Below are 23,512 nucleotides of genomic sequence, written 5' to 3' on the forward strand. Positions count from 1 at the left end.
CTCACCCGGCAAACACTTAGATCTCGCCGCGCGCCCGAGCGCGTGGCGGCGCAAGAGGAGGCGTAGCGATGGACCTTTACGTGCCCATCCTGGTGCTCGCCGTTCTCGCGGGGGGCTTCGCGATCTTCTCGGTCGCCATCGCTCCCTTCACCGGTCCCAAGCGCTGGAACCGCGCCAAGCTCGACGCGTACGAATGCGGTATCGAGCCGACGCCCCAGCCAGTCGGTGGCGGACGGTTCCCGCTGAAATACATGGTCACGGCGATGCTCTTCATCGTCTTCGACATCGAGATCATCTTTCTCTACCCGTGGGCCGTCTCGTTCGCGCCGCTCACCAACGACGCCGGCCAGGTGATCGCCTCTGGCCTGGGCGTGTTCGCGCTCGTGGAGATGCTGCTGTTCATCGTCACCGTCCTGGTCGCCTACGCGTACGTATGGCGCCGTAAGGGTCTGGAGTGGGACTGACATGGGACTCGAAGAGAAACTCCCCAGCGGGTTCATCCTCAGCACGGTCGAGCAGGCCGCCGGCTGGGCACGCAAGAACTCGGTGTGGCCGGCCACGTTCGGCCTCGCCTGCTGCGCCATCGAGCTGATGGCCACCGGCGCCTCCCACTACGACCTCGCGCGCTTCGGCATGGAGCGCGCTTCGGCGACTCCGCGGCAGGCCGACCTGATGATCGTCGCCGGCCGGGTGTCGCAGAAGATGGCGCCGGTGCTGCGGCAGATCTACGACCAGATGGCCGAGCCCAAGTGGGTCATCGCGATGGGCGTGTGCGCCTCCAGCGGCGGCATGTTCAACAACTACGCGATCGTCCAGGGCGTCGACCACGTCGTGCCCGTCGACATCTACCTGCCGGGCTGCCCGCCGCGGCCGGAGATGCTCATCGACGCGATCGTCAAGCTGCACGACAAGATCCAGAACATGAAGTTCGGCGCGCACCGCGCCCAGCAGATCGAGGACCTCGAACTGCGGGCGCTCCGTACGCTGCCGCTGATCGACCAGGGGGCGACCAAGTGACTTCGCCCGACAACCTCCCCGAGGTCCCCGACGCGAAGGTGCCCGACGAGGCACAGGCGCCTGAGCCGGTCGAGGCGCCCGTCGTCCGGCGCGGCATGTTCGGCGTCCACGATTCCGGCGACACCTCCGGCTTCGGCGGGCTGGTCGTCCGCCGCCAGCCGCGGCTGTCCACCCCGCGCCCGTACGGGGGCTACTTCGACGAGATCGTCGACGCACTCGGCATGGACGACGCCATCGAGCGCGTGGTCGTCGACCGCGGCGAGCTGACCCTGCACGTCAAGCGGGAGCGGCTGGTCGAGGTGTGCCAGAAGCTCCGCGACGACCCGGAGCTCCGCTTCGAGCTGTCGCTCGGCGTCTCCGGGGTGCACTACCCACACCTCGAGGGTGAGGAGCTGCACTCCCTCATCCACCTGTGCTCGATGACCCACAACCGCCGGGTGCGCGTCGAGACGAGCTGCCCCGACGCCGACCCGCACATCCCGTCGACCGTCGGCGTCTACCCGACCCACGACTGGCACGAGCGCGAGGCGTACGACTTCTTCGGGATCGTCTACGACGGTCACCCCGCGCTGACCCGGATCATGATGCCCGACGACTGGGACGGCCACCCGCAGCGCAAGGACTACCCGCTGGGCGGCATCCCGGTCGAGTACCGCGGCGCCACGATCCCTTCGCCGGATCACAGGAGGTCATACTCATGAGCACCGCCTACGACGAGGCGACAGAAGGCAAGGTCTACTCGGTCACCGGGGGCGACTGGGACGACGTCGTCACCGGCGTCCGCGAGGGCGACGACGAGCGCCTGGTCGTCAACATGGGCCCGCAGCACCCGTCGACCCACGGCGTGCTCCGGCTGGTCCTCACCCTCGACGGCGAGACGGTCACCGAGGCGCGCAGCGTCATCGGCTACCTCCACACCGGCATCGAGAAGAACATGGAGTACCGCACGTGGACCCAGGGGACCACGTTCGTCACTCGCATGGACTACCTGTCGCCGATCTTCAACGAGACGGCCTACTGCCTGAGCGTCGAGAAGCTGCTGGGCATCGAGGACCGGGTGCCCGACCGGGCCCAGGCGATCCGCGTGATGATGATGGAGCTCAACCGCATCTCCTCTCACCTGGTCGCGATGGGCACGTTCGGCATGGAGCTGGGCGCCACCACGCCGTTCCTGTTCGGCTACCGTGACCGCGAGATGGTCATGGACCTGTTCGAGTACATCACCGGCCTGCGCATGAACCACGCCTACGTGCGGCCCGGCGGCGTGAGCGTCGACCTGCCCGCGGGCGCGGTCGACAAGGTCGGCGAGCTCCTCAAGGAGATGCCCAAGCGGATCAAGGACATCCGCAAGCTCCTCGACGAGAACCCCGTCTACCTGCGCCGCACCCAGGACGTGGCCTACCTCGACCTGACCGGCTGCATGGCGCTCGGCATCACCGGGCCGATCCTGCGGGCCTCGGGCCTGCCGTGGGACCTGCGTAAGACGCAGCCCTACTGCGGCTACGAGAACTACGAGTTCGACGTCGCGGTCCAGAAGGGCTGCGACGTGTACTCCCGCTACCTCGTCCGCATGCAGGAGATGGAAGAGTCCCTCAAGATCATCGAGCAGGCCCTGGACCGCATCGCCGGTCCGCTCAAGGGCGACCCGGTGATGATCGAGGACAAGAAGATCGGCTGGCCGGCGCAGCTCGCGCTCGGCCCCGACGGGCTCGGCAACTCGCCCGACCACATCGCGCACATCATGGGCAGCTCGATGGAGGCCCTCATCCACCACTTCAAGCTGGTGACCGAGGGCTTCCGGGTGCCCGCCGGGCAGGCGTACGCGCCGATCGAGTCGCCCAAGGGCGAGCTCGGCGCGCTCGTCGTCAGCGACGGCGGCACCCGCCCCTACCGCGTCCACTTCCGCGAGCCGTCCTTCAACAACCTGCAGGCCATCCCCGCCATGTCGGAGGGCGGGCAGGTCGCAGACGTGATCGCCGCGGTGGCATCAATCGACCCCGTCATGGGAGGTGTGGACCGGTGAGCTACGCACCGGAAGTCCGGGAGCGTCTGGAGAAGGACGCCAAGGAGATCATCGGCCGCTACCCGAAGGCTCGTTCGGCGCTGCTGCCGCTGCTCCACCTCGTGCAGTCGGAAGACGGCTACGTCTCCGACGACGGCCACGAGTTCTGCGCGGAGATCCTCGGCGTCAGCAAGGCCGAGGTCGTCGGCGTGTCGACGTTCTACACGATGTACAAGCGCAAGCCGGCCGGCGACTACCACGTCGGCGTGTGCATCAACGCGCTCTGCGCGGTCATGGGCGGCGACCAGATCTGGGAGGAGCTGACCGAGCACACCGGCATCGGCCACGACGAGACCACCCCTGACGGCAAGGTCTCGCTGGAGCGCCTGGAGTGCAACGCGGCCTGCGACTTCGCCCCGGTCATGATGGTCAACTGGGAGTTCTTCGACAACCAGACCCCCGAGTCGGCCAAGCAGCTCGTCGACGACCTGCGCGACGGCAAGGACATCCGCCCGACCCGCGGGCCGAAGCGGCTGTGCTCGTTCAAGGAGGCCTCGCGCGTGCTGGCCGGGCTGCCCGACGACCAGGCGGGCGAAGGCCCCTCGGCCGCCGGCGCCTCGCTGGAAGGCCTGAAGGTCGCCAAGGCCAACGGATGGAAGGCCCCAGAGGCATGAGTACTACCCTTACTCCGGTCCTGACCGCGAGCTGGGACAGGCCCGACTCCTTCACCATCGACGGCTACGGCCCGTACGAGGCCGCCAAGAAGGCGCTGGGCATGGACCCCGACGCCGTCATCCAGGCCGTCAAGGACTCGGGTCTGCGCGGCCGCGGCGGCGCGGGCTTCCCCACCGGCATGAAGTGGGGCTTCATCCCGCAGGGCGACGGCAAGCCCCACTATCTCGTCGTCAACGCCGACGAGTCGGAGCCGGGCACCTGCAAGGACATCCCGCTGATGATGGCCAACCCGCACTCGCTCATCGAGGGCGTCATCATCACCTCGTACGCGATCCGGGCCAACCACGCCTTCATCTACGTGCGGGGCGAGGTGCTGCACGTGATCAGGCGGCTGCACGCGGCCGTGCGCGAGGCGTACGAGAAGGGTTATCTCGGCACCGACGTCTTCGGCTCCGGCTATGACCTGGAGCTCGTCGTGCACAGCGGCGCGGGCGCCTACATCTGCGGCGAGGAGACCGCGCTGCTCGACTCGCTGGAGGGCTTCAGGGGTCAACCGCGTCTCAAGCCTCCGTTCCCGGCGGTGGCGGGGCTGTACGCCTCGCCGACTGTTGTGAACAACGTGGAGTCTGTGGCGAGTGTTCCCAGCATCATCGCCAACGGCGCCGACTGGTTCGCCTCCATGGGCACCGAGAAGTCCAAGGGCTTCGGCATCTTCTCGCTGAGCGGCCATGTCACGCGGCCCGGCCAGTTCGAGGCGCCGCTCGGCATCACGCTGCGCGAACTGCTCGACATGGCGGGCGGCATCCGCGAGGGACACCGGATCAAGTTCTGGACCCCCGGCGGCTCGTCCACGCCGATCTTCACCGACGAGCACCTCGACGTCCCGCTGGACTTCGAGGCCGTCGGCGCGAAGGGCTCCATGCTCGGCACCCGCGCCCTGCAGATCTTCGACGAGACCACCTGCGTGGTCCGCACCGTGCTGCGCTGGACGGAGTTCTACGCCCACGAGTCGTGCGGCAAGTGCACGCCGTGCCGCGAGGGCACCTACTGGCTCAAGCAGGTGCTCAAGCGCCTGGAGGCCGGCCAGGGCACCGAGGAGGACCTGTCCACGATCACCGACATCGCGGACAACATCCTCGGCCGCTCGTTCTGCGCGCTCGGCGACGGCGCGACCAGCCCGATCCACTCGTCTGTGAAGTACTTCCGCGAGGAGTACCTCAAGCACTTCGAGGTCGGCGGCTGCCCGTTCGACCCGAAGAAGTCCACTCTGTGGGGTGACCGGTGACCACGACCGCTGTAGAGACCAACCTGGTGACCTGCACGATCGACGGGTTCCAGATCAGCGTCCCCAAGGGCACGCTGATCATCCGGGCGGCCGAGCTGCTGGGCATCCAGATCCCCAGGTTCTGCGACCACCCGCTGCTCGACCCGGCGGCCAACTGCCGTCAGTGCCTGGTCGACATCCCCGACGCCGGCAACGGCCGCGGCTTCCCGAAGCCGCAGCCGTCCTGCGCGATCGAGGTCGCCCAGGGCATGGTGGTGCAGACCCAGCTCACCTCGCCCGTCGCCGAGAAGGCGCAGCGCGGGGCGATGGAGTTCCTGCTCATCAACCACCCGCTCGACTGCCCGATGTGCGACAAGGGCGGCGAGTGCCCGCTGCAGAACCAGGCCATGTCCAACGGCCAGGGCGAGTCCCGCTTCCAGGAGAAGAAGCGGACCTTCGCCAAGCCGCTGCCGCTCTCGACGCAGGTGCTGCTCGACCGCGAGCGCTGCATCCAGTGCGCGCGCTGCATCCGGTTCTCCGACCAGATCGCCGGCGACCCGTTCATCGACTTCTTCGAGCGGGGCGCCAAGGAGCAGGTCGGCGTGGCCGACGGCGAGCCTTTCCAGTCCTACTTCTCCGGCAACACGGTGCAGATCTGCCCGGTGGGCGCGCTGACCGGCGCCGCCTACCGGTTCCGGGCCCGCCCGTTCGACCTGGTGTCCACGCCGAGCGCGTGCGAACACTGCGCCTCCGGCTGCGCGCAGCGCACCGACCACCGGCGCGGCAAGGTCACCCGCCGCCTGGCGGGCAACGACCCGCAGGTCAACGAGGAGTGGAACTGCGACAAGGGCCGCTGGGCGTTCACCTACGCCACCCAGCCCGACCGGCTCAGGACGCCGCTGGTCCGCGACGAGGAGGGCGTGCTCGTGCCCACCTCGTGGCCGGAGGCGCTGAGCGTGGCCGCGCAGGGCCTGGCCGCCGCCCGCGGCAAGGCGGGCGTGCTGCTCGGCGGCCGGCTCACGGTCGAGGACGCCTACGCCTACGCCAAGTTCGCCCGCATCGCGCTCGGCAGCAATGACATCGACTTCCGTGCCCGGCCGCACTCGCCCGAGGAGGCCCGCTTCCTCGCGCACGCGGTCGCCGGCACCGGCATCGAGATCTCCTTCACCGACCTGGAGAACGCGCCCGCCGTGGTGCTCGCCGGGTTCGAGCCCGAGGAGGAGTCGCCGAGCGTCTTCCTGCGGCTGCGCAAGGCGTGGCGCAAGCGGGGGCTCCCGGTCACCTCGATCGCCCCGTTCGCCACCAAGAGCCTGGCCAAGATGGGCGGCACGCTCGTCCGCACCGCTCCCGGCGGCGAGGCCGACGCGCTCGGCGAGCTCGCCGGCACGCTGGCCGAGGGCACGATCGTGCTGGCCGGCGAGCGGCTGGCCACGGTCCCCGGCGCGCTGTCCGCCCTGGTGCGGCTGGCCGCCTCGGGGGCCAGGGTCGCCTGGATCCCGCGCCGGGCCGGTGAGCGCGGCGCCGTCGAGGCGGGCGCGCTGCCCAACCTGCTGCCGATCGGCCGGCCGGTCGAGGACGCCACCGCCAGGGCCGAGGTCGCCAGGGCGTGGGGCGTCGCCTCGCTGCCGGAGACGCCGGGCCTCGACACCTCGGGCATCCTCGCCGCCGCCCGTGACGGCGAGCTCGACGCCCTGGTCGTGGCCGGGGTGGACCCGTACGACCTGCCGGACCCGGCGCTGGCGCTGGAGGCGCTGGAGCGGATGCCGTTCATCGTCAGCCTGGAGATCCGCGCGAGCGCGGTCACCGACCGGGCCGACGTGGTGCTGCCGGTCGCCGCCGTCCAGGAGAAGGCCGGCACGTTCGTCAACTGGGAAGGCAGGGGCCGCTCGTTCGAGGCGCCGATCAAGGTGCCCGGCATGCAGAGCGACCTGGCCGTGATCGGCAACCTGGCCGACCGGATGGACGTCCACCTGGGGCTGCCCGACGCGCAGGCCGCCCGCCGCGAGCTGACGTCGATCGGCGCCTGGCGCGGCGACCGCGTCGCCGCCCCGTCCGTCGCCACCCGCGCCCTGCCCGCACCCGCCGCGGGCCAGGCCCTGCTGGCGACCTGGCACCTGCTGCTCGACGACGGCCGTCTGCAGGACGGCGAGCCGTACCTCGCGGGCACCGCCCGCGCGGCCGAGGCGCTGGTCTCGGCGAGCACGGCGGCGGAGATCGGCGTCGCCGACGGTGACAAGGTCGTCGTCGGCGGGGCCGGCCCCACCGCCGTCACGCTGCCCGTCCGCATCGCCGACCTGCCGGACCGTGTGGTCTGGGTGCCGTCGAACTCGGGCGGCTGCTCGGTCACCCGCGATCTGGGCGCGGTGGCCGGCGACATCGTCACGATCGGGAGCGCCTCATGACCTACGTTCTCGCGGCCGATCCGACCCTTGCCGACTTCGGCAAGGACCCGCTCTGGATCACCATCATCAAGGCCGTGATGCTCTTCGCCTTCATCATGGTCGGCATCCTGCTCGGCGTCTGGTTCGAGCGGAAGCTGATCTCCAGGATGCAGCACCGCTACGGCCCGAACCGCGCGGGCAAGTTCGGCATCCTGCAGTCCGTCGCCGACGGCCTGAAGATGGGGCTCAAGGAGGACCTGACCCCGCGGACGGTGGACAAGGCGCTCTACCTGATGGCCCCGATCATCATGGTGGTGCCGGCCTTCCTGGCCTTCTCCGTCATGCCGTTCGGGCCGATGGTCAACCTGTTCGGCGTGCAGACGCCGCTGCAGCTGCTCGACCTGCCGGTGGCGGTGCTGTTCGTGCTCGCCATGGGCGCCGTGTCGGTCTACGGCGTGGTGCTCGCCGGATGGTCCTCGCGCTCGCCGTACGCGCTGCTCGGCGGTCTGCGCTCGGCGGCCCAGGTGGTCTCGTACGAGATCGCGATGGGCCTGTCGTTCGTGGCCATCTTCCTGTTCGCCGGCACGCTGTCCACCTCGGAGATCGTCGCGGCGCAGCAGCAGACCTGGTTCGCGGTGCTGCTCATCCCGTCGTTCCTGATCTACGTGGTCACCATGTTCGGCGAGGCGGCCCGCATCCCGTTCGACCTGCCCGAGAGTGAGGGTGAGCTGGTCGGCGGCTTCCAGACGGAGTACTCCTCGTCGCTGAAGTTCGCGCTGATCATGATGGGCGAGTACGTCCACACCTTCACCGCCTCCGGCATCGCCGTGACGCTGTTCCTCGGCGGCTGGCGGGCGCCGTTCCCCATCTCGCTGTGGGAGGGCGCCAACGTCGGCTGGTTGCCGGTGCTGTGGTTCATCATCAAGTTCATCCTGGTGTTCTGCTTCATCGTGTGGGTGCGGGCCTCGCTGCCGCGCATCCGCTACGACCAGCTGATGTCGCTCGGCTGGAAGGTGCTGATCCCGGTCAACCTGGCGTGGATCCTGCTCGTCGCCGCCGTGCGCAACGTGATCTTCGTCCGCAACGGCACCTTCGACGGCGACATCTACATCTCCGCGGGGATGGGCGTGATCATCGTGATCGGCGCGCTGGCGATCTGGATGCGGTTCGACACCGTCAACCAACGGCGCAAGGAAGCCAAGAAGGCGGAGGTCGAGGCCGAGTTCGAGGAACTGTCCAAGGAGCCGGCAGCCGGTGGCTTCCCTGTGCCGCCGCTTGATCTGCCGCACTACCACGGGGCGCAGCACAAGGAGATTCCCAGTGGGACTAACTGATTGGCTGAACCCCGTCAAGGGCTTCGGGGTCACCTTCCACACGATGTTCAAGAAGCCCGTCACGACCAACTACCCGGAGGTCAAGAAGCCGACGGCTCCTCGCTTCCACGGTCGCCACCAGCTCAACCGCTGGCCCGACGGCCTGGAGAAGTGCGTGGGGTGCGAGCTGTGCGCCTGGGCGTGTCCGGCCGACGCGATCTACGTCGAAGGCGCGGACAACACCGAGGACGAGCGCTACTCTCCGGGCGAGCGTTACGGGCGCACGTACCAGATCAACTACCTGCGGTGCATCCTCTGCGGGCTGTGCATCGAGGCGTGCCCGACCCGGGCGCTCACGATGACGAACGAGTACGAACTCGCCGACGGCAGCCGTGAGGCGCTGATCTTCACCAAGGAGATGCTCCTGGCCCCGCTCACGCAGGGCATGGAGCAGCCGCCGCACCCGATGCGCCTGGGCGAGACGGAAGAGGACTACTACCGGCTGGGACGGACCAATGGGTGAGACCATCACTTTCTGGGTGCTCGCCGTCGTGTCCGTCGGCGCGGCTCTCGGCGTGGTCTTCAACCGGAAGGCCGTCTACTCGGCGCTGATGCTCGGCACCGTGATGCTCTGCCTGGCGGTCCTGTACGCGGTGCAGGAAGCGCCGTTCCTGGCCGCGGTGCAGATCATCGTCTACACCGGCGCCGTCATGATGCTGTTCCTGTTCACGCTCATGCTGGTCGGGGTCGACACCTCCGACTCGCTGGTCGAGACACTGCGGGGGCAGCGGTTCTGGGCGATCGTCGCCGGGATCGGCTTCGCCGGGCTGATCGTGCTGGCCCTCGGCAACGCGGTCTTCAGCTCGCAGGCGGGGCTCGCCGCCGCCACCGCGCAGGGCGGATACATCCGCTCGATCGCGCTGCTGCTGTTCACCAAGTACGTGTTCGCGTTCGAGGTCACCTCGGCGCTGCTCATCACCGCCGCGCTCGCCGCGATGGTGCTGGCGCACCGCGAGCGGGTCGCCAAGAAGGCCACGCAGAAGGACCTGTCCAAGGCGCGCTTCCTCGGCGACCGGCCGACGCCGCTGCCGGGGCCCGGCACGTACGCCAGGAACAACGCGGTCGACATGCCGGCGCTGCTGCCCGACGGCTCGGTCTCCGAGGAGTCGGTCAACCCGTACATCGCCCGCTACGACGTCGAGCAGGACCGGCTGCCTAAGGACCCGAAGTTCGCCGAGGCCATCCGGCAACGGGCCGAGGAGGAGTCCGAGTGACCACGAATTACCTCATCCTGTCGGGCCTGCTGTTCTCGATCGGCGCGGTCGGCGTGCTGATCCGGCGCAACGCGATCGTGGTGTTCATGTGCATTGAGCTCATGCTCAACGCCTGCAACCTCGCCTTCGTCACGTTCGCGAGGCAGGTCGGCAACCTGGAAGGCCAGATCGTCGCGTTCTTCGTGATGGTGGTGGCCGCGGCCGAGGTCGTGGTCGGCCTGGCCATCATCGTGACGATCTTCCGAACCCGCAGGTCCGCGTCCGTCGACGACGCGAACCTGCTGAAGTACTAAGAGGTGACTGGTGGATCCCGTTGAGATCATCCAGCACACCACCGGTGGCGTGATCGGGCTGTCCTGGCTGATGATCGCCTTCCCCTTGGTGGGGGCGACCATCCTGCTGGTGTTCAACCGCTACACCAACCGGTGGGGCCATCTGCTGGGCGTGGCCATGTCCCTCGCCTCGTTCGTCGTGGCGGTGCTGGCGTTCGTCGAACTGCTCGGGCTCCCCGAGGCGCAGCGCCGCCAGGCGGTGCACCTGTGGGAGTTCATCCCGGGCATGGTGGACATGGGGTTGCTCATCGACCCCCTGTCGATCGCTTTCGCGCTGCTGATCACCGGTGTCGGATCGCTGATCCACATCTACTCGATCGGCTACATGTCGCACGACCCAGACCGGCGCAGGTTTTTCGCCTACCTGAACCTGTTCGTCGCGGCCATGCTCCTGCTGGTGCTGGCCGACAACTATGTCGGCCTGTTCATCGGCTGGGAGGGCGTCGGCCTGGCGTCCTACCTGCTGATCGGGTTCTGGCAGTTCAAGCCGTCGGCCGCGGTCGCGGCCAAGAAGGCGTTCGTGGTCAACCGCGTGGGTGACTTCGGGCTGCTGGTCGGCATGTTCCTGATCTGGACCACGTTCGGCACGCTCGCCTTCGCCGAGCTGAAGCCCATCACGGCGGAGAACCCGACCACGCTGGCCATCGGCCTGCTCCTGCTGCTCGGCGCGTGCGGCAAGTCCGCCCAGCTCCCGCTGCAGTCGTGGCTCCTGGACGCGATGGAGGGCCCGACCCCGGTCTCGGCCCTCATCCACGCGGCGACCATGGTCACCGCCGGCGTCTACCTCGTGGTCCGCTCCGGCGCGTTCTTCTTCCCCGAGGGGTCGGGCGCGGCGCTCGCCGTCGCCGTCGTCGGTGCGGCCACGCTGCTGGCCGGTGCGATCATCGGGTGCGCGAAGGACGACATCAAGAAGGGCCTCGCCGGCTCCACGATGTCGCAGATCGGCTACATGATGCTGGGCGCGGGTCTCGGCCCGGTGGGCTACGCCTTCGCCATCGGCCACCTGATCACGCACGGCTTCTTCAAGGCAGACCTGTTCCTCGGCGCCGGCTCGGTCATGCACGGCATGAACGACGAGGTGAACATGCGCAAGTACGGCGGGCTCCGCACGTACATGCCGGTCACCTTCGCCACGTTCTTCATCGGCTACCTGGCGATCATCGGGTTCCCGCTGCTTTCCGGCTACTTCACCAAGGAAGGCATCATCGAGACCGCGGTGCACGCGCAGCCGATCCTCGGCTGGCTGGCCGTGGCCGGCGCCGGCATCACCGGCTTCTACATGTCGCGGATGGTCTTCATGACCTTCTTCGGCGAGAAGCGCTGGGAGAAGGACGCCCACCCGCACGAGTCGCCGACCGTCATGACGGTGCCGCTCATCGTGCTGTCGATCGGGTCGATCTTCCTGGGCGGCTACCTGATCCTGAGCAACCGGCTCATGGACTGGCTGGCCCCCGCGGTCGGCGCTCCCGCCGCGAGGCCGGAGTTCCACTTCACCAGCACCACCGGCCTCGCCACGCTGGCGCTGGTCGCGGTCGGCGCGGCGTTCGCCTGGTACAAGTACGGGCGCGCCGAGGTGCCCGCCGTGCAGCCGCGCGGCTCGTTCCTCACCACGTTCGCCCGGCGCGACCTGTACGGTGACGCGATCAACGAGTCGCTGATCATGCGTCCCGGCCAGTGGCTGACCCGCCTCGCGGTGTTCTTCGACAACCGCGGCATCGACGGCGTGGTCAACGGGCTGGCCGCGGGAATCGGCGGCAGCTCCGGGCGCCTGCGCAGGCTCCAGACGGGCTTCGCCAGAACCTACGCGCTGTCCATCCTGTTCGGTGCCGCCATCCTGACCGGCGCCCTGCTCCTCGTAGGGAACATCTGATGTCGTCACTCTGGCTCCCGATACTCATGGCGGTGCCCGTCCTGGGCGCCATCGTGGTGGCCCTGCTCCCGAAGGGCAGCACCACCCTGGCCAAGCAGGTCACGCTGCTGGTCTCCCTGGTGGTGCTGGCCCTGACGCTGGTGATGGCGTTCCAGTTCCCGAACGCCGCCGGTGAGCGCTTCAAGTTCGAGGCCACGTACGACTGGATCCCGAGCTTCGGGGTGCACTTCGGCGTCGGCGTCGACGGCATCGCGCTGGTGCTGATCGCGCTGTCGGCGGTGCTGGTGCCGATCGTGGTGCTGGCCTCCTGGCACGACGCCGACGGGGTCAAGGCCGCCGACGGCACCGTGGTCGCGCCCAAGCGCTCGGTGAAGACGTACTTCTCGCTGCTGCTCGTGCTCGAGGCGATGATGATCGGCGTCTTCGCGGCGACCGACGTCTTCCTGTTCTACGTCTTCTTCGAAGCCATGCTGATCCCGATGTACTTCATGATCGGGTCGTACGGCGGGGCCCAGCGGTCCTACGCGGCCGTCAAGTTCCTGCTGTACTCGCTCTTCGGCGGCCTGCTCATGCTGGTCGCGGTCATCGGGCTGTACGTGGTCGCGGGCCAGGGGACGTTCATGTTCCCCGAGCTCGTCGGCGCCATCCAGGACCCGGCCACGCAGAAGTGGCTGTTCGCCGGGTTCTTCATCGCCTTCGCCATCAAGGCGCCGCTCTGGCCGGTGCACACCTGGCTGCCCGACGCGGCGGCCCAGGCGCCCGCCGGCGCCGCGGTGCTGCTGGTCGGCGTGCTCGACAAGGTGGGCACGTTCGGCATGCTCCGCTTCTGCCTGGAGCTGTTCCCGGACGCGGCCAAGGCGTTCACCACGCCGATCATCGTGCTCGCGGTCATCAGCATCATCTACGGCGCGATCGTGGCCATCGGGCAGACCGACATGAAGCGGCTCATCGCCTACACGTCGATCTCCCACTTCGGGTTCATCGTCATGGGCGTGTTCGCGATGTCCCAGGTCGCCCAGGCCGGGGCCGCGCTCTACATGGTCAACCACGGTTTCGCGACCGGGGCGCTGTTCCTGGCGGCCGGGTTCCTCATCGCCAGGCGCGGCTCGCCGCACATCGCCGACTACGGCGGCGTCCAGAAGGTCACGCCGGTGCTCGCCGGCTTCTTCCTGGTCGCCGGTCTGGCCGGGCTCTCCCTGCCGGGGCTGTCGTCGTTCGTCAGCGAGTTCATGGTGATGATCGGCACCTACTCCAGCGAGGCGTTCGGCTCCGGCGCGCTGGCCGCGGCGGCGATCGTCTCCGCGCTGGCCGTCATCCTGGCCGCCGTCTACATCCTGTGGATGGTGCAGCGGGCGCTGAACGGCCCCACCGCCGAGCCGGTCAAGGCGTTCAAGGACCTGAACGCCCGCGAGGTGTGGGTCCTGGCGCCGCTCGTCGCGCTGATCATCGGCTTCGGGTTCTTCCCCAAGCCGCTGCTGGACGTGATCAACCCGGCCGTGACCTCCACCCTGGTCAACGTCCAGGTGCACAACCCGGGCGTCGCTGAGAAGGGAGCCGGGCAGTGAACCCGACCATCGAGTTCCCGACGATCGAGTACGCCACGCTGGCGCCGCTGCTGTTGGTCTTCGGCGCGGCGATCCTCGGCGTGCTCGTGGAGGCGTTCGCGCCTCGCTACCTGCGCAAGTCGTTCCAGGTGCCGCTCACCCTGCTCTCCCTGATCGGCGCGTTCGCGCTGGTCATCGTGCAGGTCGTCAGGGGTGACCTGCCGACCGCGCCGGTCGCCATGGGCGCGCTCGCCATCGACGGGCCCACGCTGTTCATCTGGGGCGTCATCCTCGTCCTGTCCGCCGTCTGCGTGCTGCTGATCAACGACGAGGGCCACTTCGTCGCCTCGGCCGCGTCCGTGCCCGGCAGCGCCGACGAGGAGGGGGCCGAGCGGGCCGGCCACGAGCACACCGAGGTCTACCCGCTGGCGCTGTTCGCGGTGGGCGGCATGCTCATGTTCCCCGCCGCGAACGACCTGCTGACGATGTTCGTCGGCCTGGAAGTCATGTCCCTGCCGCTCTACCTGCTGTGCGGCCTGGCCCGCCGGCGCCGTCTGCTGTCGCAGGAGGCGTCGATGAAGTACTTCCTGCTCGGCGCGTTCTCCTCGGCGTTCTTCCTGTACGGCGCCGCCATGGTCTACGGCTACGCCGGCACCGTGTCCTTCGCCGGCATCAGCCAGGCGATGGCGCAGGGCGCGCTGCTCGACCCGCTGCTGCTGCTCGGGTTCTCGCTGCTCGGCGTCGGCCTGCTGTTCAAGATCGGTGCAGCCCCGTTCCAGGCCTGGAAGCCGGACGTCTACCAGGGCGCGCCGACGCCGATCACCGCGCTCATGGCCTCCGGCACGCTCGTGTCGGCCGTCGGCGCCCTGCTGCGGGTGTTCTGGGTCGGCCTGGGCAACCTCGACTGGAACTGGCGTCCGGTGCTGTGGGTCGTCGCCGCGCTGACGATGATGGTCGGCGCCGTGATCGCCATCACGCAGACCGACATCAAGCGGATGCTCGCCTACTCCTCCATCGCGCACGCCGGCTTCCTGCTGGTGGGCGTGCTGGCGACGTACGACACCGGGGCGGGCAACGCCGTCTCGCTGCAGGCGATCCTGTTCTACCTGCTGGTGTACGGCGTCGCGACCGTGGGCGCGTTCGCCATCGTCACGCTCGTGCGCGACCCCGGCGGCGAGGCGAACCACCTGTCGCGCTGGGCGGGCCTGGGCAAGCGGGCGCCGATCCTGTCCGGGGTGTTCGCCTTCTTCCTGCTGGCCTTCGCCGGGATCCCGCTCACCAGCGGGTTCTTCGGCAAGTACGCGCTGTTCACGGCGGCCATCGGGAGCGGCCAGGAGGCCGGCGACTCGCTGGGAGCCTGGATGACCGGGCTGGTCGTGGTGGGCGTCATCGCCTCGGCGATCGCGGCGTTCTTCTACGTCCGCGTGATCGTGCTGATGTTCTTCAACGAGCCGGCGGCCGACGGCCCGGCCATCGCGGTGCCGAGTACGGGCACTGTGACCGTCATCACGCTCTCGCTGCTGGTTACCGTAGGAGTCGGGGTGTTCCCGGAGCCCGTGCTCCAGCTCGCCAACACGGCTGCTTCCAGCCTTTTCATTAGATAAGGGGAAACATATGTCCGCGCCTCCCGTTGTTGACCTTCCTATCGAAGACGAGCGGCTGGCGCAGGACGTGGCCAATGGTCTGGCCGCGGTCGAGAAGCTGCTGCGCTCGTCGGTGGAGAGCGAGGACGCCTTCGTCACGGAGGCGTCCAAGCACCTCATCGAGGCCGGCGGCAAGCGCTTCCGCACGTTGATGGTGCTGCTGGCCGCGCAGTTCGGCGACCCGTCGGCGCCGGGCGTGGTGCCCGGCGCCGTGGTCATCGAGCTGACCCACCTCGGCTCGCTCTACCACGACGACGTCATGGACGAGGCGCGGGTGCGCCGCGGCTCGCCGTCGGCCAACGCGCGGTGGGACAACACCGTGGCGATCCTGACCGGCGACTACCTGTTCGCCCAGGCCTCCGACCTGCTCGCCGACCTCGGGCCCGAGCTGATCAGGATCCAGGCGCAGACGTTCTCCCGCCTGGTGCGCGGGCAGATCCGCGAGACCGTCGGGGCCCGCGCGGGCGACGACGCGGTCGCCCACTACATCCAGGTGCTCGGCGACAAGACCGGCTCGCTCATCGCGGCGGCCGGCCGGTTCGGCGCGCTGCTGTCGGGCGCGCCGGCGGACGTCGAGGAGCGGCTCAGCCGGGCCTGCGAGGCCATCGGGGTGGCATGGCAGCTCGGCGACGACCTGCTGGACGTGGCCTCGTCCTCCCGGCAGTCGGGCAAGACGCCCGGCACCGACCTGCGCGAGGGCATCAGGACCCTGCCGGTGCTCTACGTGCTGGCCGACGACCCGTCGTCGCGGCTGGGAGAGCTGCTCTCCGGGCCGGTGGCGGAGGACGACCTGGACGAGGCGCTGACGCTGCTGCGGGCCCACCCGGCGATGGCGCGGGCCCGGGGCGACCTGGACGCCTGGGTGGACCGGGCTCGGGCTGACATCAGCGGCCTTCCCGACATCCCGGCCAAGGCCGCATTTTTGACGCTATGTGACTACGTGGTCGAGCGTTCTGGCTGACCTGCCGATGCGGGCGGCCCGCGCCGCCCGCAAGCTGTCGTACGTGAAGATGGCCAGCGCCAGCCAGACGATCGAGAACCCGATCCACCGGCTCGGCGGCATCGTCTCCTTCGCGATCAGCACCCCGCACAGGAACTGCAGCACCGGCGCGATGTACTGCAGCAGCCCGATCGTGCTGAGCGGCACCCGGATGGCCGAGGCGGTGAAGCACAGCAGCGGCACCGCCGTGATCACCCCCGCGCCGACCATCAGCACCACGTGCCACGGCCCCAGGTCCACGAACGTCCCCTGCCCCGAGGCCTCCAGGAACCCGATGTACGCGACCGCGGGCACCAGCAGCAGCAGCGTCTCCACCGTCAGGCTCTCGGCCGCGCCCACGTTCGCCTGCTTCTTGATCAGCCCGTACAGACCGAACGAGAAGGCGAGCACCAGCGCCAGATACGGCAGCCTGCCGTAGTTCGTCGTCAGCACGATCACGGCCAGCGCGCCGAACCCCACCGCCGTCCACTGCAGCGGCCGCAGCCGCTCGCGCAGCAGCACCACCCCGAACAGCACGCTCACCAGCGGGTTGATGAAGTATCCGAGCGCGGCCTCCACCACGTGACCGGTGTTGACCGCGTAGATGTAGGTCCCCCAGTTGACCGTGATGATCAGGGCGGCCAGGGCCAGCAGGGCGAGCTTGCGCGGCTGCCGGACGATCTCCTTGATCCACGACCAGTACCTGCGCACGGCCAGCACCGCGACCACGGTGATCAGCGACCACACCATCCGGTGGGCCAGGATCTCGACGGCCCCGGCGGGCTTGAGCAGCGGCCAGTAGAGGGGGAACAGGCCCCACATCGCATACGCGGCCACGCCATACAAGACACCGCGCCGTAGTTCAGGCATGAAACACATCTTCGGGCATGACTACCTTTGAGCACAAATGCGAGGATCTTCACGGAAATATGTAGCGATGGTTAACCGTTGCAGCGTCTGTACAGTGGACTGCGGAGGTGCATTCTGATGGGCTGGCTGTTCGGAACCAAGGCGACCATGGTCACTCCCGACGAGGCCCTGACGGGCCGCCCGGAGCCGATCCCCGTCCCGGCCCGCCACGCGGTCCTGGACGCCCCCCTCGCCCCGCCCTATCCCGACGGCTACGAGATCGCCGACTTCGGCCTCGGCTGCTTCTGGGGCGCCGAGCGCAAGTTCTGGCAGACTCCCGGCGTCTACACCACCGCCGCCGGCTACCAGGGCGGCTACACGCCCAACCCCACGTACGAAGAGGTCTGCTCCGGGCGCACCGGGCACACCGAGGTCGTCCGGGTCGTCTACAACCCGGCCGAGATCTCGTACGAGCAACTGCTGAAGGTCTTCTGGGAGTCCCACGACCCGACGCAGGGCATGCGCCAGGGCAACGACGTCGGCACCCAGTACCGCTCGGCGATCTACTACCACGGGGCGTCGCAGCAGGCGGCCGCGGAGGCATCGCGGGACGCGTACGGGAAGGTGCTGGCCCAGGCGGGGTACGGGGGGATCACGACGGAGCTGGCCGAGGCCGGTCCGTTCTACTTCGCCGAGGATTATCACCAGCAGTATCTCCACCGCAACAAGAACGGGTACTGCGGGATCGGTGGAACCGGGGTGGCCTGCCCGGTGGGTCTGACGTCCGGCGAGGCGTAGACCTGCGGAGATAGCTAGATTCTGGCCCATGGTCGCCCGGTACGCGTGGCGTCGATCATGGGCCAGAGCCGTTCTCGGCGACAACCTTCCTTACAGGTGCAAGGGCGTGCCGCCTGCGGCGGCCCGCCGCGCGTCGGGCGGTCGCTGGCCGCGCTGCGGCCTGGGGGCCGGTCGCGGCCAGCACCGCCACGCGCTGAATCCGTGCCTCGCTCTATCAGAAAACCTCGCGGTAGACGGCCAAGGGCGTCACGGAGATCGATGGGTAAGTTGGGCCTTCGGCCAATCCGAAGTCCTCGATGTACTTGAGGAGCGCAACTCCTACTCGTTCCATGGCGATCCTGTCCATGCGTCCATTCGAGACCAGGTCGCCGTCGATCTGGAAGCCCGAACCAGACGCAACAGGCTTTGAAGGGATTCTCGCGATCTGGGCGATCATCGTCCAGTTGTCGAGGGTGTAGCCATAGCGGCTGTAGAGCTCTTCGCGTTCGTTCTGCATGTACTCGCTGCGGCTCAGCAAAGAGCCCGAAAGGTTGAACTCGCGGTGGTTGTCTCCGAGGGGGAACGCTCGGAGTGTTACAGCGTCGTTGGCGAGCGATGAGACAAGCTCTTTAATTTCCGCGACCTTCTCGGGGCTCAGTCCCTGAAGCATCTCCTGGATGAGTCGTGCCTTAAGTTCCGCACGGACCTGCCCGCTATCTCTCGCCCGACTCCCTGGCGATGTACGTCCTCCCTGGCGAGTCGGTGGCGTAGCGGCTTGAGCTTCCTGCTCCGCCATTGTGATCCCAACGAAGGCCGAGACGAAGCGTTGGAACTGATCAACGCGTTGACCGAAGAAGGATGGGTCGTGGACGTCGAGGGAGCCAGTGAAGCGGACGAGTTGCCCCTCATACAGTTCGCTGTGGACTCGTCCTGTGGCCCACGCCTCTCGATCCGAGAGCAGTACACCGACCTCGTGGATCAGCGACTCGCGGTCGCAGATCTCTTCGAAGATCACGGCACTCAGCTCGTGTAGAGACCTGGTCTCCTCTCGCGCTGTGCCTGACTCTCGGGAGCCGCTGGGACCAAATCCCATGAGCTTGGCCTGTGCTTCGCCTTTGCTAGTCTTGGTCTCTTTGGAAACAATGCCTTCGATGACTCCTCTGTTCAGTTGAGCGTAATACGATCGCACTCGTTGAAGGTCCACGTAGAAGTATTCGCGGATCTTGCGAACGGTGTATTTTTCCCGCTCGTTAACGACGTCGAGTTGTATTGGTTGCCCTGATGCTTGAAGATCGATATGTGCCGGATCTTTGGTCATCCTGAAATGATGACATGAGTCGATGGAGTAGGGTGCACTTTCAGTGATTAGTCCAATTTGCAACGATTGGGAGGTTTGTGGGGAGATGATGAGTGGAGCTCTGTGATCGGACCTTAGGCACGGGAAAGCTCTGCCGCCCGCTGCCGGTGCTCGGGCCTGGAGTCCCTGCGCTCCGGGTCGGGTTGCCATCGAATTACCTGCCTACCGCTGATTGCCGTGACTTCTGGTGCCTGAGCTCAGCCTGTAGATGCCCGGCCAGTTCCTCCAAGGTCTCTCCGCAACGGACGTTGGAGAGTCCGCTGATCTTGGGCATGAAGTTGATTCGCATGGCGACCCAGCCTCCGGACATATCGATGATCTGCCAGCCGGGGAATCTGTTGAGCACTTGCTGCACGGTCAGGGGCACGACTGCGCTCCGGCGATCAGTGACGAGAGCGGATGCGACATGCGCAGTTGCGTGTAGCGGAGGGTGACTCGGTGGGCGGCGCGGGCCGGCTGGGTGAAAGGGTGGCTTGCGTAGATCGGTCGGTGTCTGCGTGGGTTCCAGCCGGTGCGCCACCAATACGTGTCGTCTGCGCAACAAACGATCAGACCGACCCAGACTGACACCAGGGGCGCGCCGAAGTCGTGATGGACGTCGGCAGTGATTCCCCCTTCTGCAAGGGCAACGGCCAGTTGTTGTGCGGCGGCCAAGGGGTGGGGCGGCAGTTCGTTCATGTACTGAGCGTTGCCGTCAGGAAACCGCAGGTGAACGGCCTAGTGCTGCTGGTGGTACGGGTATTCCCGTCACGAATATCGGTACGGCTGAGGGCGGCGGCTTAACCTAGCGTTGTGACCCAGATACCGCCGCAGTTCTGGTCCGGGCCAGTTGTGGCCGCCGCTCTCGCCGAGTGCGATATACCGACCATTCTCGAAGAGGTGCGGCGGGCGAACGGTTGGACGCAGGGTCAGTTGGCTGAGGCGGTCGGCTACTCCCAGAGCTGGGTGTCCAAGGTGTTGCGTGGTCGTCAGCCGCTCACTGTGGACCAGGTTCGGGAGATATCCATCCAGATCGGGGTGCCGCTTCACTTGCTCCGATTCGGAGCTCGAGGGGATGACGATCCGACGAAGCGCAGGGATTTCGGCAAGGCCGTGGCGTTGACCGCGCTGGCGGGGGTGGCCCTGCCCAAGCGTCCCGATGTGGATGAGACGACGGCCGCCACGCTGACCAGCATCACCGGCGCCCAGCGTCGGTTGGAGGCCGTCACGCCTGCTCGTGAACTTGCTCGGCCGGCTGTGGCGCAGGTCGATCTCGCGAGCCGTGTTCTCGGCCGCGCGTCGCGATCTCCGCATGCAGACGAGGTCCGGGCCGGTCTGAGCGAGGCGGCTGGCTTCGCGGCCTGGGTGCATGCCGACATGCAGGACACCGGCTCGGCGCGCTTCTACTACCGTCGGGCGATCGACAGCGCGCGGCAGGCCAACCAGGCCTTGCTGGCGGCGTACATGATCGGCAGTCTGGCTGCCTTCGAGATCGATGCCGACGATCCGCTAATCGGACTGAATCTTCTGGCTGGGGCGCGGCGGGAGATCGGGGAGCGGCCACCGGCCATCGCTCGCGCGTGGTTGTCGAGCCTCGAAGCGCTCGGCCACGCGACGGCACGGGACGAGGCGGCGGCGCTTCAGGCGTTGAGCGCGGCTGAGGCTGCGGTACGGGCTGGTGAGAGGGCCGTCGCGCCGCCGTGGCCATGGGTATTCCCGTTCGATCCTGCGAAGCTGGCGGGTTATCGCGCCCTGGTGATGGTGCGGCTCAAGAGACCGGCCGAAGCCGTGGCCGCCTTCAACGAGTCGCTGTCGTCGGCCCAACCTGGTGCGAAGCAGCGGGGTGTGCTCATGACGGAGGTGGCGGCGGCTGAGGCCATGTCGGAGCGTTACGACGAGGCGCTGTATCTGGCGTCCAACGCCCTCACTGTCGCGACGACGTACGGCTCCGAGCGAGTCCTGCACCGCGTCAAGAAGTTCCGCCGAGCGTATGCCGGTCCGTCGTCCAGCGCCCTGCGCTCGTTCGACGAGCGTCTTCACGCCACTCTGATCTAGGGGGATCATGGTTCGCATCGCTGTGTCAGGCCATCGGGGCTTGCCGGAGGAGACCGCCGCGCTGATCGACGGGGCGGTACGTGAGGCGCTCGCGGAGTACCTCCCCGGCGTCACCGGGTTGTCCTGCTTGGCGGATGGAGCCGATCAGGTCTTCGCTCGCGCGGTGCTCGATCTCGGTGGGGTGCTGGAGGTTGTGGTCCCGGCCAAGGAGTACCGGGAGGGGCTGCCGGGGGAGTGTCATGCGGCGTACGACGAGTTGCTGGGTCGGGCGGTCCGGACTCACAGGCTGGAGTTCGTGGAGTCCACCTCGGAGTCGCACATGGCGGCCAGTGCGCGGATGTTGGACGACGCCGATGTGCTGTTCGCCGTCTGGGACGGGCAGCCCGCCCGAGGCTATGGCGGCACCGCTGACGTGGTGGCCGAGGCTCGACAGCGGGAGGTGCCCGTCCGGGTGATCTGGCCCGATGGAGCCCAGCGAGGCTAGGAGCCTCTAGGCGCTAGATACCTGGTCAGGCGGCTGATGGGCCTCTAGAAGATCCTCTAGACCTAGAGGATGGCCTCTCTAGGTCTAGAGGGAGTGACTACCTGTCCTCGCTGGCTTGATCTCGGGCGATCTTGCGGGCGGTGGCGATCCGTTGGCGTGCTAGCTCCGCCCAGAACGCCTCTCCGTGGCGATGGCCGGTTCCTGCATAGTGCCATTCGCTCACCGTCACGGTTGTCTCCTGGGCGAGAGGCGGAGTGCCCTTGACCAGGCGCGCATGCTCGGCACGGAAGTCGGCGCGGGCCTGTCGTAGGTCTCCGAGTCTGATCGAGTAGCGGCGCGACTTGGTGGAGAAGTGGCCTCCATAGCCGAGCATGTGGGCCCACTGTCGCAGTGGCAGGTGCCGGTACGGCGGCAGGTCGGCGAGGCTGAAACAGGTGTAGATCATCCGGCGGGCATGTTCCGTGGCCTTCAGCCCAGAGATCTCCCATGTGTGTCGAATCGGACGATCGACCGTGCCAGCCGACTCGGCACCCTTGGTGGCGTATTTGGCCACGTACCTGGCAACGCGCTGATCGCTCATACCGTCCAATTCGGCCGAGACGTAGACCGGTCGTACGTCGAGCTGATCACCCCACCGGACCGGCGAGGGCGCTCCGTCCTCTATTCGGACCGCGACCTGACCGGAGGTCCGGCGTATGGCCCGGTCGAGCAGGTCGATCGTGATGTGGTCCGGCGGGCGGTCGGCGGGTCCGTCCGGTCCGTCGAGTCTGACGACGGCATGGAAGTGGACCAGGCCGCGAGCTTGATACTCGGCGACCTTGGCGTACGAAAGGCGGACCATCCGGCGTAGCTGCAATCGGGTGATGCCGAGCAGACGGGCCAGGACGCTCGGCATGGTCTTGGTGAACTCTCGCCAGAGCGTGCCCGCGTGAGCGTTCCACAGGACAGCCCCGATGTAGTCGTAGCAGTCCACGCACAAGGGTTGTCCGACCTGGACGTCATCGCGCTCATGACGCAAGCCGCAGCCCTTCGGTCGACCGTGCTCGCAGACGGGACGGTCCCGGCGTGGACGGCATGGGAGTGTCCGGCCTGACTGCTCGCGGTGGGCGTGGACGGCACCGAAGGATGGGGCGGTGAAAGTGACGAACGCGCGGGGATGCTGGCTGGCATCCTCCGGAACGCCCTTGCCACCACGTAGGCCAGTGATGATCAGGTGGTACGTGTCGTCCTTGTAGACCGCCGAGCAGGCCGGGCATCGGGACGCGCGCCGGTTGCCGCACGCTGTGAGCAGGAAGCCGGTCGGCTCGTCGGCGGTCCGATACACGTCGAGGACTTCGCCCGTCCGGCTGTCCAGCGTGTATCTCTCGCCGTGCAGCCGGACCGGTTGGGCACAGCCGCCCGTGGCGTAGACCATCTGTTGCCAGCGGGCGAAGTCGGGCATGGCCGCTCGCTGCATCACGGCCAGCATCTCGGGTGACGGGTGAGGACCCTCGCTCACGTGGCATCGCTCCCGGACGTGCCATCGGGCGGGGTCCCGCGGGCGACGCATACGCCGAGCACGGTCGCGATGCGCTGCCATTTCTCTTCTGACCAGCGAGGGGATCGGGCGGCTTGCTGCTTGCCCCACTTCTGGGCGGACAGCTCGTTCGGTTGGTTCAGGTGGCCTCCTCGGTTCGAGGGTGGGAGCCACCGCCGTACCTAACGAGCACGACCAGAG

General features: G+C 67.9%; 22 protein-coding genes. 18 read left to right on the forward strand and 4 right to left on the reverse strand.

The genetic code is table 11. The annotated features are described in order from the left end of the window. The first annotated feature begins 68 nt into the window (after nt 1–68). The 15 genes from AB0K05_RS34110 (at nt 69) to AB0K05_RS34180 (ending at nt 16,276) form a co-directional block, all read left to right on the forward strand. Nucleotides 69–464 carry an NADH-quinone oxidoreductase subunit A gene (locus tag AB0K05_RS34110; protein WP_148036370.1) on the forward strand — a complete coding sequence of 132 codons (396 nt, stop codon included), beginning with the start codon at nt 69–71 and terminating at the stop codon, nt 462–464. A gap of 1 nt (nt 465) precedes the next feature. Further along, on the forward strand, nt 466–1,017 hold the full coding sequence (locus AB0K05_RS34115) for an NADH-quinone oxidoreductase subunit B (protein WP_148036371.1): 552 nt from the start codon (nt 466–468) through the stop codon (nt 1,015–1,017). A 95-nt stretch (nt 1,018–1,112) separates the two neighbouring features. Continuing rightward, nucleotides 1,113–1,718, forward strand: coding sequence for an NADH-quinone oxidoreductase subunit C (locus tag AB0K05_RS34120; RefSeq protein WP_246639863.1), 606 nt, complete (start codon nt 1,113–1,115; stop codon nt 1,716–1,718). Further along, nucleotides 1,715–3,040, forward strand: coding sequence for an NADH-quinone oxidoreductase subunit D (locus AB0K05_RS34125; protein WP_219544851.1), 1,326 nt, complete (start codon nt 1,715–1,717; stop codon nt 3,038–3,040). Before AB0K05_RS34120 ends, AB0K05_RS34125 begins: the two co-directional genes overlap by 4 nt. Further along, nucleotides 3,037–3,693: an NADH-quinone oxidoreductase subunit NuoE gene (nuoE, locus tag AB0K05_RS34130; RefSeq protein ID WP_364234698.1), complete on the forward strand. Its 657-nt coding sequence runs from the start codon at nt 3,037–3,039 to the stop codon at nt 3,691–3,693. Before AB0K05_RS34125 ends, nuoE begins: the two co-directional genes overlap by 4 nt. Further along, nucleotides 3,690–4,979, forward strand: a complete 1,290-nt coding sequence (gene nuoF, locus AB0K05_RS34135; RefSeq protein ID WP_148036375.1) for an NADH-quinone oxidoreductase subunit NuoF — start codon at nt 3,690–3,692, stop codon at nt 4,977–4,979. Before nuoE ends, nuoF begins: the two co-directional genes overlap by 4 nt. Further along, nucleotides 4,976–7,360 (forward strand): NADH-quinone oxidoreductase subunit G, encoded by a 2,385-nt coding sequence (locus AB0K05_RS34140; protein WP_364234701.1) that lies wholly within the window; start codon nt 4,976–4,978, stop codon nt 7,358–7,360. Before nuoF ends, AB0K05_RS34140 begins: the two co-directional genes overlap by 4 nt. Continuing rightward, nucleotides 7,357–8,673, forward strand: coding sequence for an NADH-quinone oxidoreductase subunit NuoH (nuoH, locus tag AB0K05_RS34145; RefSeq protein ID WP_364234704.1), 1,317 nt, complete (start codon nt 7,357–7,359; stop codon nt 8,671–8,673). Before AB0K05_RS34140 ends, nuoH begins: the two co-directional genes overlap by 4 nt. Next, nucleotides 8,660–9,175 carry an NADH-quinone oxidoreductase subunit NuoI gene (gene nuoI / locus AB0K05_RS34150; RefSeq protein ID WP_148036378.1) on the forward strand — a complete coding sequence of 172 codons (516 nt, stop codon included), beginning with the start codon at nt 8,660–8,662 and terminating at the stop codon, nt 9,173–9,175. Before nuoH ends, nuoI begins: the two co-directional genes overlap by 14 nt. After that, entirely contained in the window at nt 9,168–9,926 is a 759-nt protein-coding gene (locus tag AB0K05_RS34155; RefSeq protein ID WP_364234707.1) for an NADH-quinone oxidoreductase subunit J, read from the forward strand. The genes nuoI and AB0K05_RS34155 overlap by 8 nt, the downstream gene beginning before the upstream one ends. Further along, entirely contained in the window at nt 9,923–10,219 is a 297-nt protein-coding gene (gene nuoK, locus AB0K05_RS34160; RefSeq protein WP_148036380.1) for an NADH-quinone oxidoreductase subunit NuoK, read from the forward strand. The genes AB0K05_RS34155 and nuoK overlap by 4 nt, the downstream gene beginning before the upstream one ends. Nucleotides 10,220–10,289: 70 nt before the next feature. Then, nucleotides 10,290–12,128, forward strand: coding sequence for an NADH-quinone oxidoreductase subunit L (gene nuoL, locus AB0K05_RS34165; RefSeq protein WP_271274868.1), 1,839 nt, complete (start codon nt 10,290–10,292; stop codon nt 12,126–12,128). Then, nucleotides 12,128–13,693 (forward strand): NADH-quinone oxidoreductase subunit M, encoded by a 1,566-nt coding sequence (locus AB0K05_RS34170; RefSeq protein WP_148036381.1) that lies wholly within the window; start codon nt 12,128–12,130, stop codon nt 13,691–13,693. Before nuoL ends, AB0K05_RS34170 begins: the two co-directional genes overlap by 1 nt. Continuing rightward, nucleotides 13,690–15,276 (forward strand): NADH-quinone oxidoreductase subunit NuoN, encoded by a 1,587-nt coding sequence (gene nuoN, locus AB0K05_RS34175; RefSeq protein WP_148036382.1) that lies wholly within the window; start codon nt 13,690–13,692, stop codon nt 15,274–15,276. The genes AB0K05_RS34170 and nuoN overlap by 4 nt, the downstream gene beginning before the upstream one ends. Nucleotides 15,277–15,286: 10 nt before the next feature. Next, nucleotides 15,287–16,276, forward strand: a complete 990-nt coding sequence (locus tag AB0K05_RS34180) for a polyprenyl synthetase family protein (RefSeq protein ID WP_148036383.1) — start codon at nt 15,287–15,289, stop codon at nt 16,274–16,276. On the opposite strand, the gene rarD is transcribed toward AB0K05_RS34180, so the two are convergent. Continuing rightward, entirely contained in the window at nt 16,244–17,131 is an 888-nt protein-coding gene (gene rarD, locus AB0K05_RS34185) for an EamA family transporter RarD (RefSeq protein WP_271274793.1), read from the reverse strand. The genes AB0K05_RS34180 and rarD overlap by 33 nt on opposite strands. A gap of 150 nt (nt 17,132–17,281) precedes the next feature. On the opposite strand from rarD, the gene msrA reads away from it, so the two are divergent. Then, complete coding sequence (gene msrA, locus AB0K05_RS34190) at nt 17,282–17,941, forward strand: peptide-methionine (S)-S-oxide reductase MsrA (RefSeq protein WP_364234711.1); 660 nt, start codon at nt 17,282–17,284, stop codon at nt 17,939–17,941. 214 nt (nt 17,942–18,155) lie between these two features. Here msrA and AB0K05_RS34195 read toward each other — a convergent pair whose 3' ends face one another. Both AB0K05_RS34195 and AB0K05_RS34200 read right to left on the reverse strand, forming a co-directional pair. Beyond that, on the reverse strand, nt 18,156–19,238 hold the full coding sequence (locus AB0K05_RS34195) for a hypothetical protein (RefSeq protein ID WP_271274795.1): 1,083 nt from the start codon (nt 19,236–19,238) through the stop codon (nt 18,156–18,158). A 396-nt stretch (nt 19,239–19,634) separates the two neighbouring features. Beyond that, nucleotides 19,635–19,955, reverse strand: a complete 321-nt coding sequence (locus AB0K05_RS34200; protein WP_271274796.1) for a hypothetical protein — start codon at nt 19,953–19,955, stop codon at nt 19,635–19,637. Nucleotides 19,956–20,069: 114 nt separating this feature from the next. On the opposite strand from AB0K05_RS34200, the gene AB0K05_RS34205 reads away from it, so the two are divergent. Beyond that, nucleotides 20,070–21,311 carry a helix-turn-helix transcriptional regulator gene (locus AB0K05_RS34205; protein WP_271274797.1) on the forward strand — a complete coding sequence of 414 codons (1,242 nt, stop codon included), beginning with the start codon at nt 20,070–20,072 and terminating at the stop codon, nt 21,309–21,311. A 40-nt stretch (nt 21,312–21,351) separates the two neighbouring features. Continuing rightward, nucleotides 21,352–21,795, forward strand: coding sequence for a hypothetical protein (locus AB0K05_RS34210; protein ID WP_333485680.1), 444 nt, complete (start codon nt 21,352–21,354; stop codon nt 21,793–21,795). Between the two features lie 97 nt (nt 21,796–21,892). On the opposite strand, the gene AB0K05_RS34215 is transcribed toward AB0K05_RS34210, so the two are convergent. Beyond that, nucleotides 21,893–23,236, reverse strand: a complete 1,344-nt coding sequence (locus tag AB0K05_RS34215) for a replication initiator (protein ID WP_271274799.1) — start codon at nt 23,234–23,236, stop codon at nt 21,893–21,895. Nucleotides 23,237–23,512 lie beyond the last annotated feature (276 nt).

Origin of the sequence: Nonomuraea sp. NPDC049486 (assembly GCF_040676925.1) — a bacterium.
Taxonomy (GTDB): Bacteria; Actinomycetota; Actinomycetes; order Streptosporangiales; family Streptosporangiaceae; genus Nonomuraea; species Nonomuraea ferruginea.

Excerpts from the sequence above, each read along its gene's own strand:
- AB0K05_RS34110 (WP_148036370.1), top strand. The coding sequence starts at position 69 with ATGGACCTTTACGTGCCCATCCTGGTGCTCGCCGTTCTCGCGGGGGGC.
- AB0K05_RS34115 (WP_148036371.1), top strand. The coding sequence starts at position 466 with ATGGGACTCGAAGAGAAACTCCCCAGCGGGTTCATCCTCAGCACGGTC.
- AB0K05_RS34120 (WP_246639863.1), top strand. The coding sequence starts at position 1,113 with ATGTTCGGCGTCCACGATTCCGGCGACACCTCCGGCTTCGGCGGGCTG.
- AB0K05_RS34125 (WP_219544851.1), top strand. The coding sequence starts at position 1,715 with ATGAGCACCGCCTACGACGAGGCGACAGAAGGCAAGGTCTACTCGGTC.
- nuoF (WP_148036375.1), top strand. The coding sequence starts at position 3,690 with ATGAGTACTACCCTTACTCCGGTCCTGACCGCGAGCTGGGACAGGCCC.
- nuoH (WP_364234704.1), top strand. The coding sequence starts at position 7,357 with ATGACCTACGTTCTCGCGGCCGATCCGACCCTTGCCGACTTCGGCAAG.
- AB0K05_RS34155 (WP_364234707.1), top strand. The coding sequence starts at position 9,168 with ATGGGTGAGACCATCACTTTCTGGGTGCTCGCCGTCGTGTCCGTCGGC.
- nuoL (WP_271274868.1), top strand. The coding sequence starts at position 10,290 with ATGATCGCCTTCCCCTTGGTGGGGGCGACCATCCTGCTGGTGTTCAAC.
- AB0K05_RS34170 (WP_148036381.1), top strand. The coding sequence starts at position 12,128 with ATGTCGTCACTCTGGCTCCCGATACTCATGGCGGTGCCCGTCCTGGGC.
- AB0K05_RS34180 (WP_148036383.1), top strand. The coding sequence starts at position 15,287 with ATGTCCGCGCCTCCCGTTGTTGACCTTCCTATCGAAGACGAGCGGCTG.
- msrA (WP_364234711.1), top strand. The coding sequence starts at position 17,282 with ATGGGCTGGCTGTTCGGAACCAAGGCGACCATGGTCACTCCCGACGAG.
- AB0K05_RS34195 (WP_271274795.1), bottom strand. The coding sequence starts at position 19,238 with ATGACCAAAGATCCGGCACATATCGATCTTCAAGCATCAGGGCAACCA.
- AB0K05_RS34200 (WP_271274796.1), bottom strand. The coding sequence starts at position 19,955 with ATGAACGAACTGCCGCCCCACCCCTTGGCCGCCGCACAACAACTGGCC.
- AB0K05_RS34215 (WP_271274799.1), bottom strand. The coding sequence starts at position 23,236 with ATGCCCGACTTCGCCCGCTGGCAACAGATGGTCTACGCCACGGGCGGC.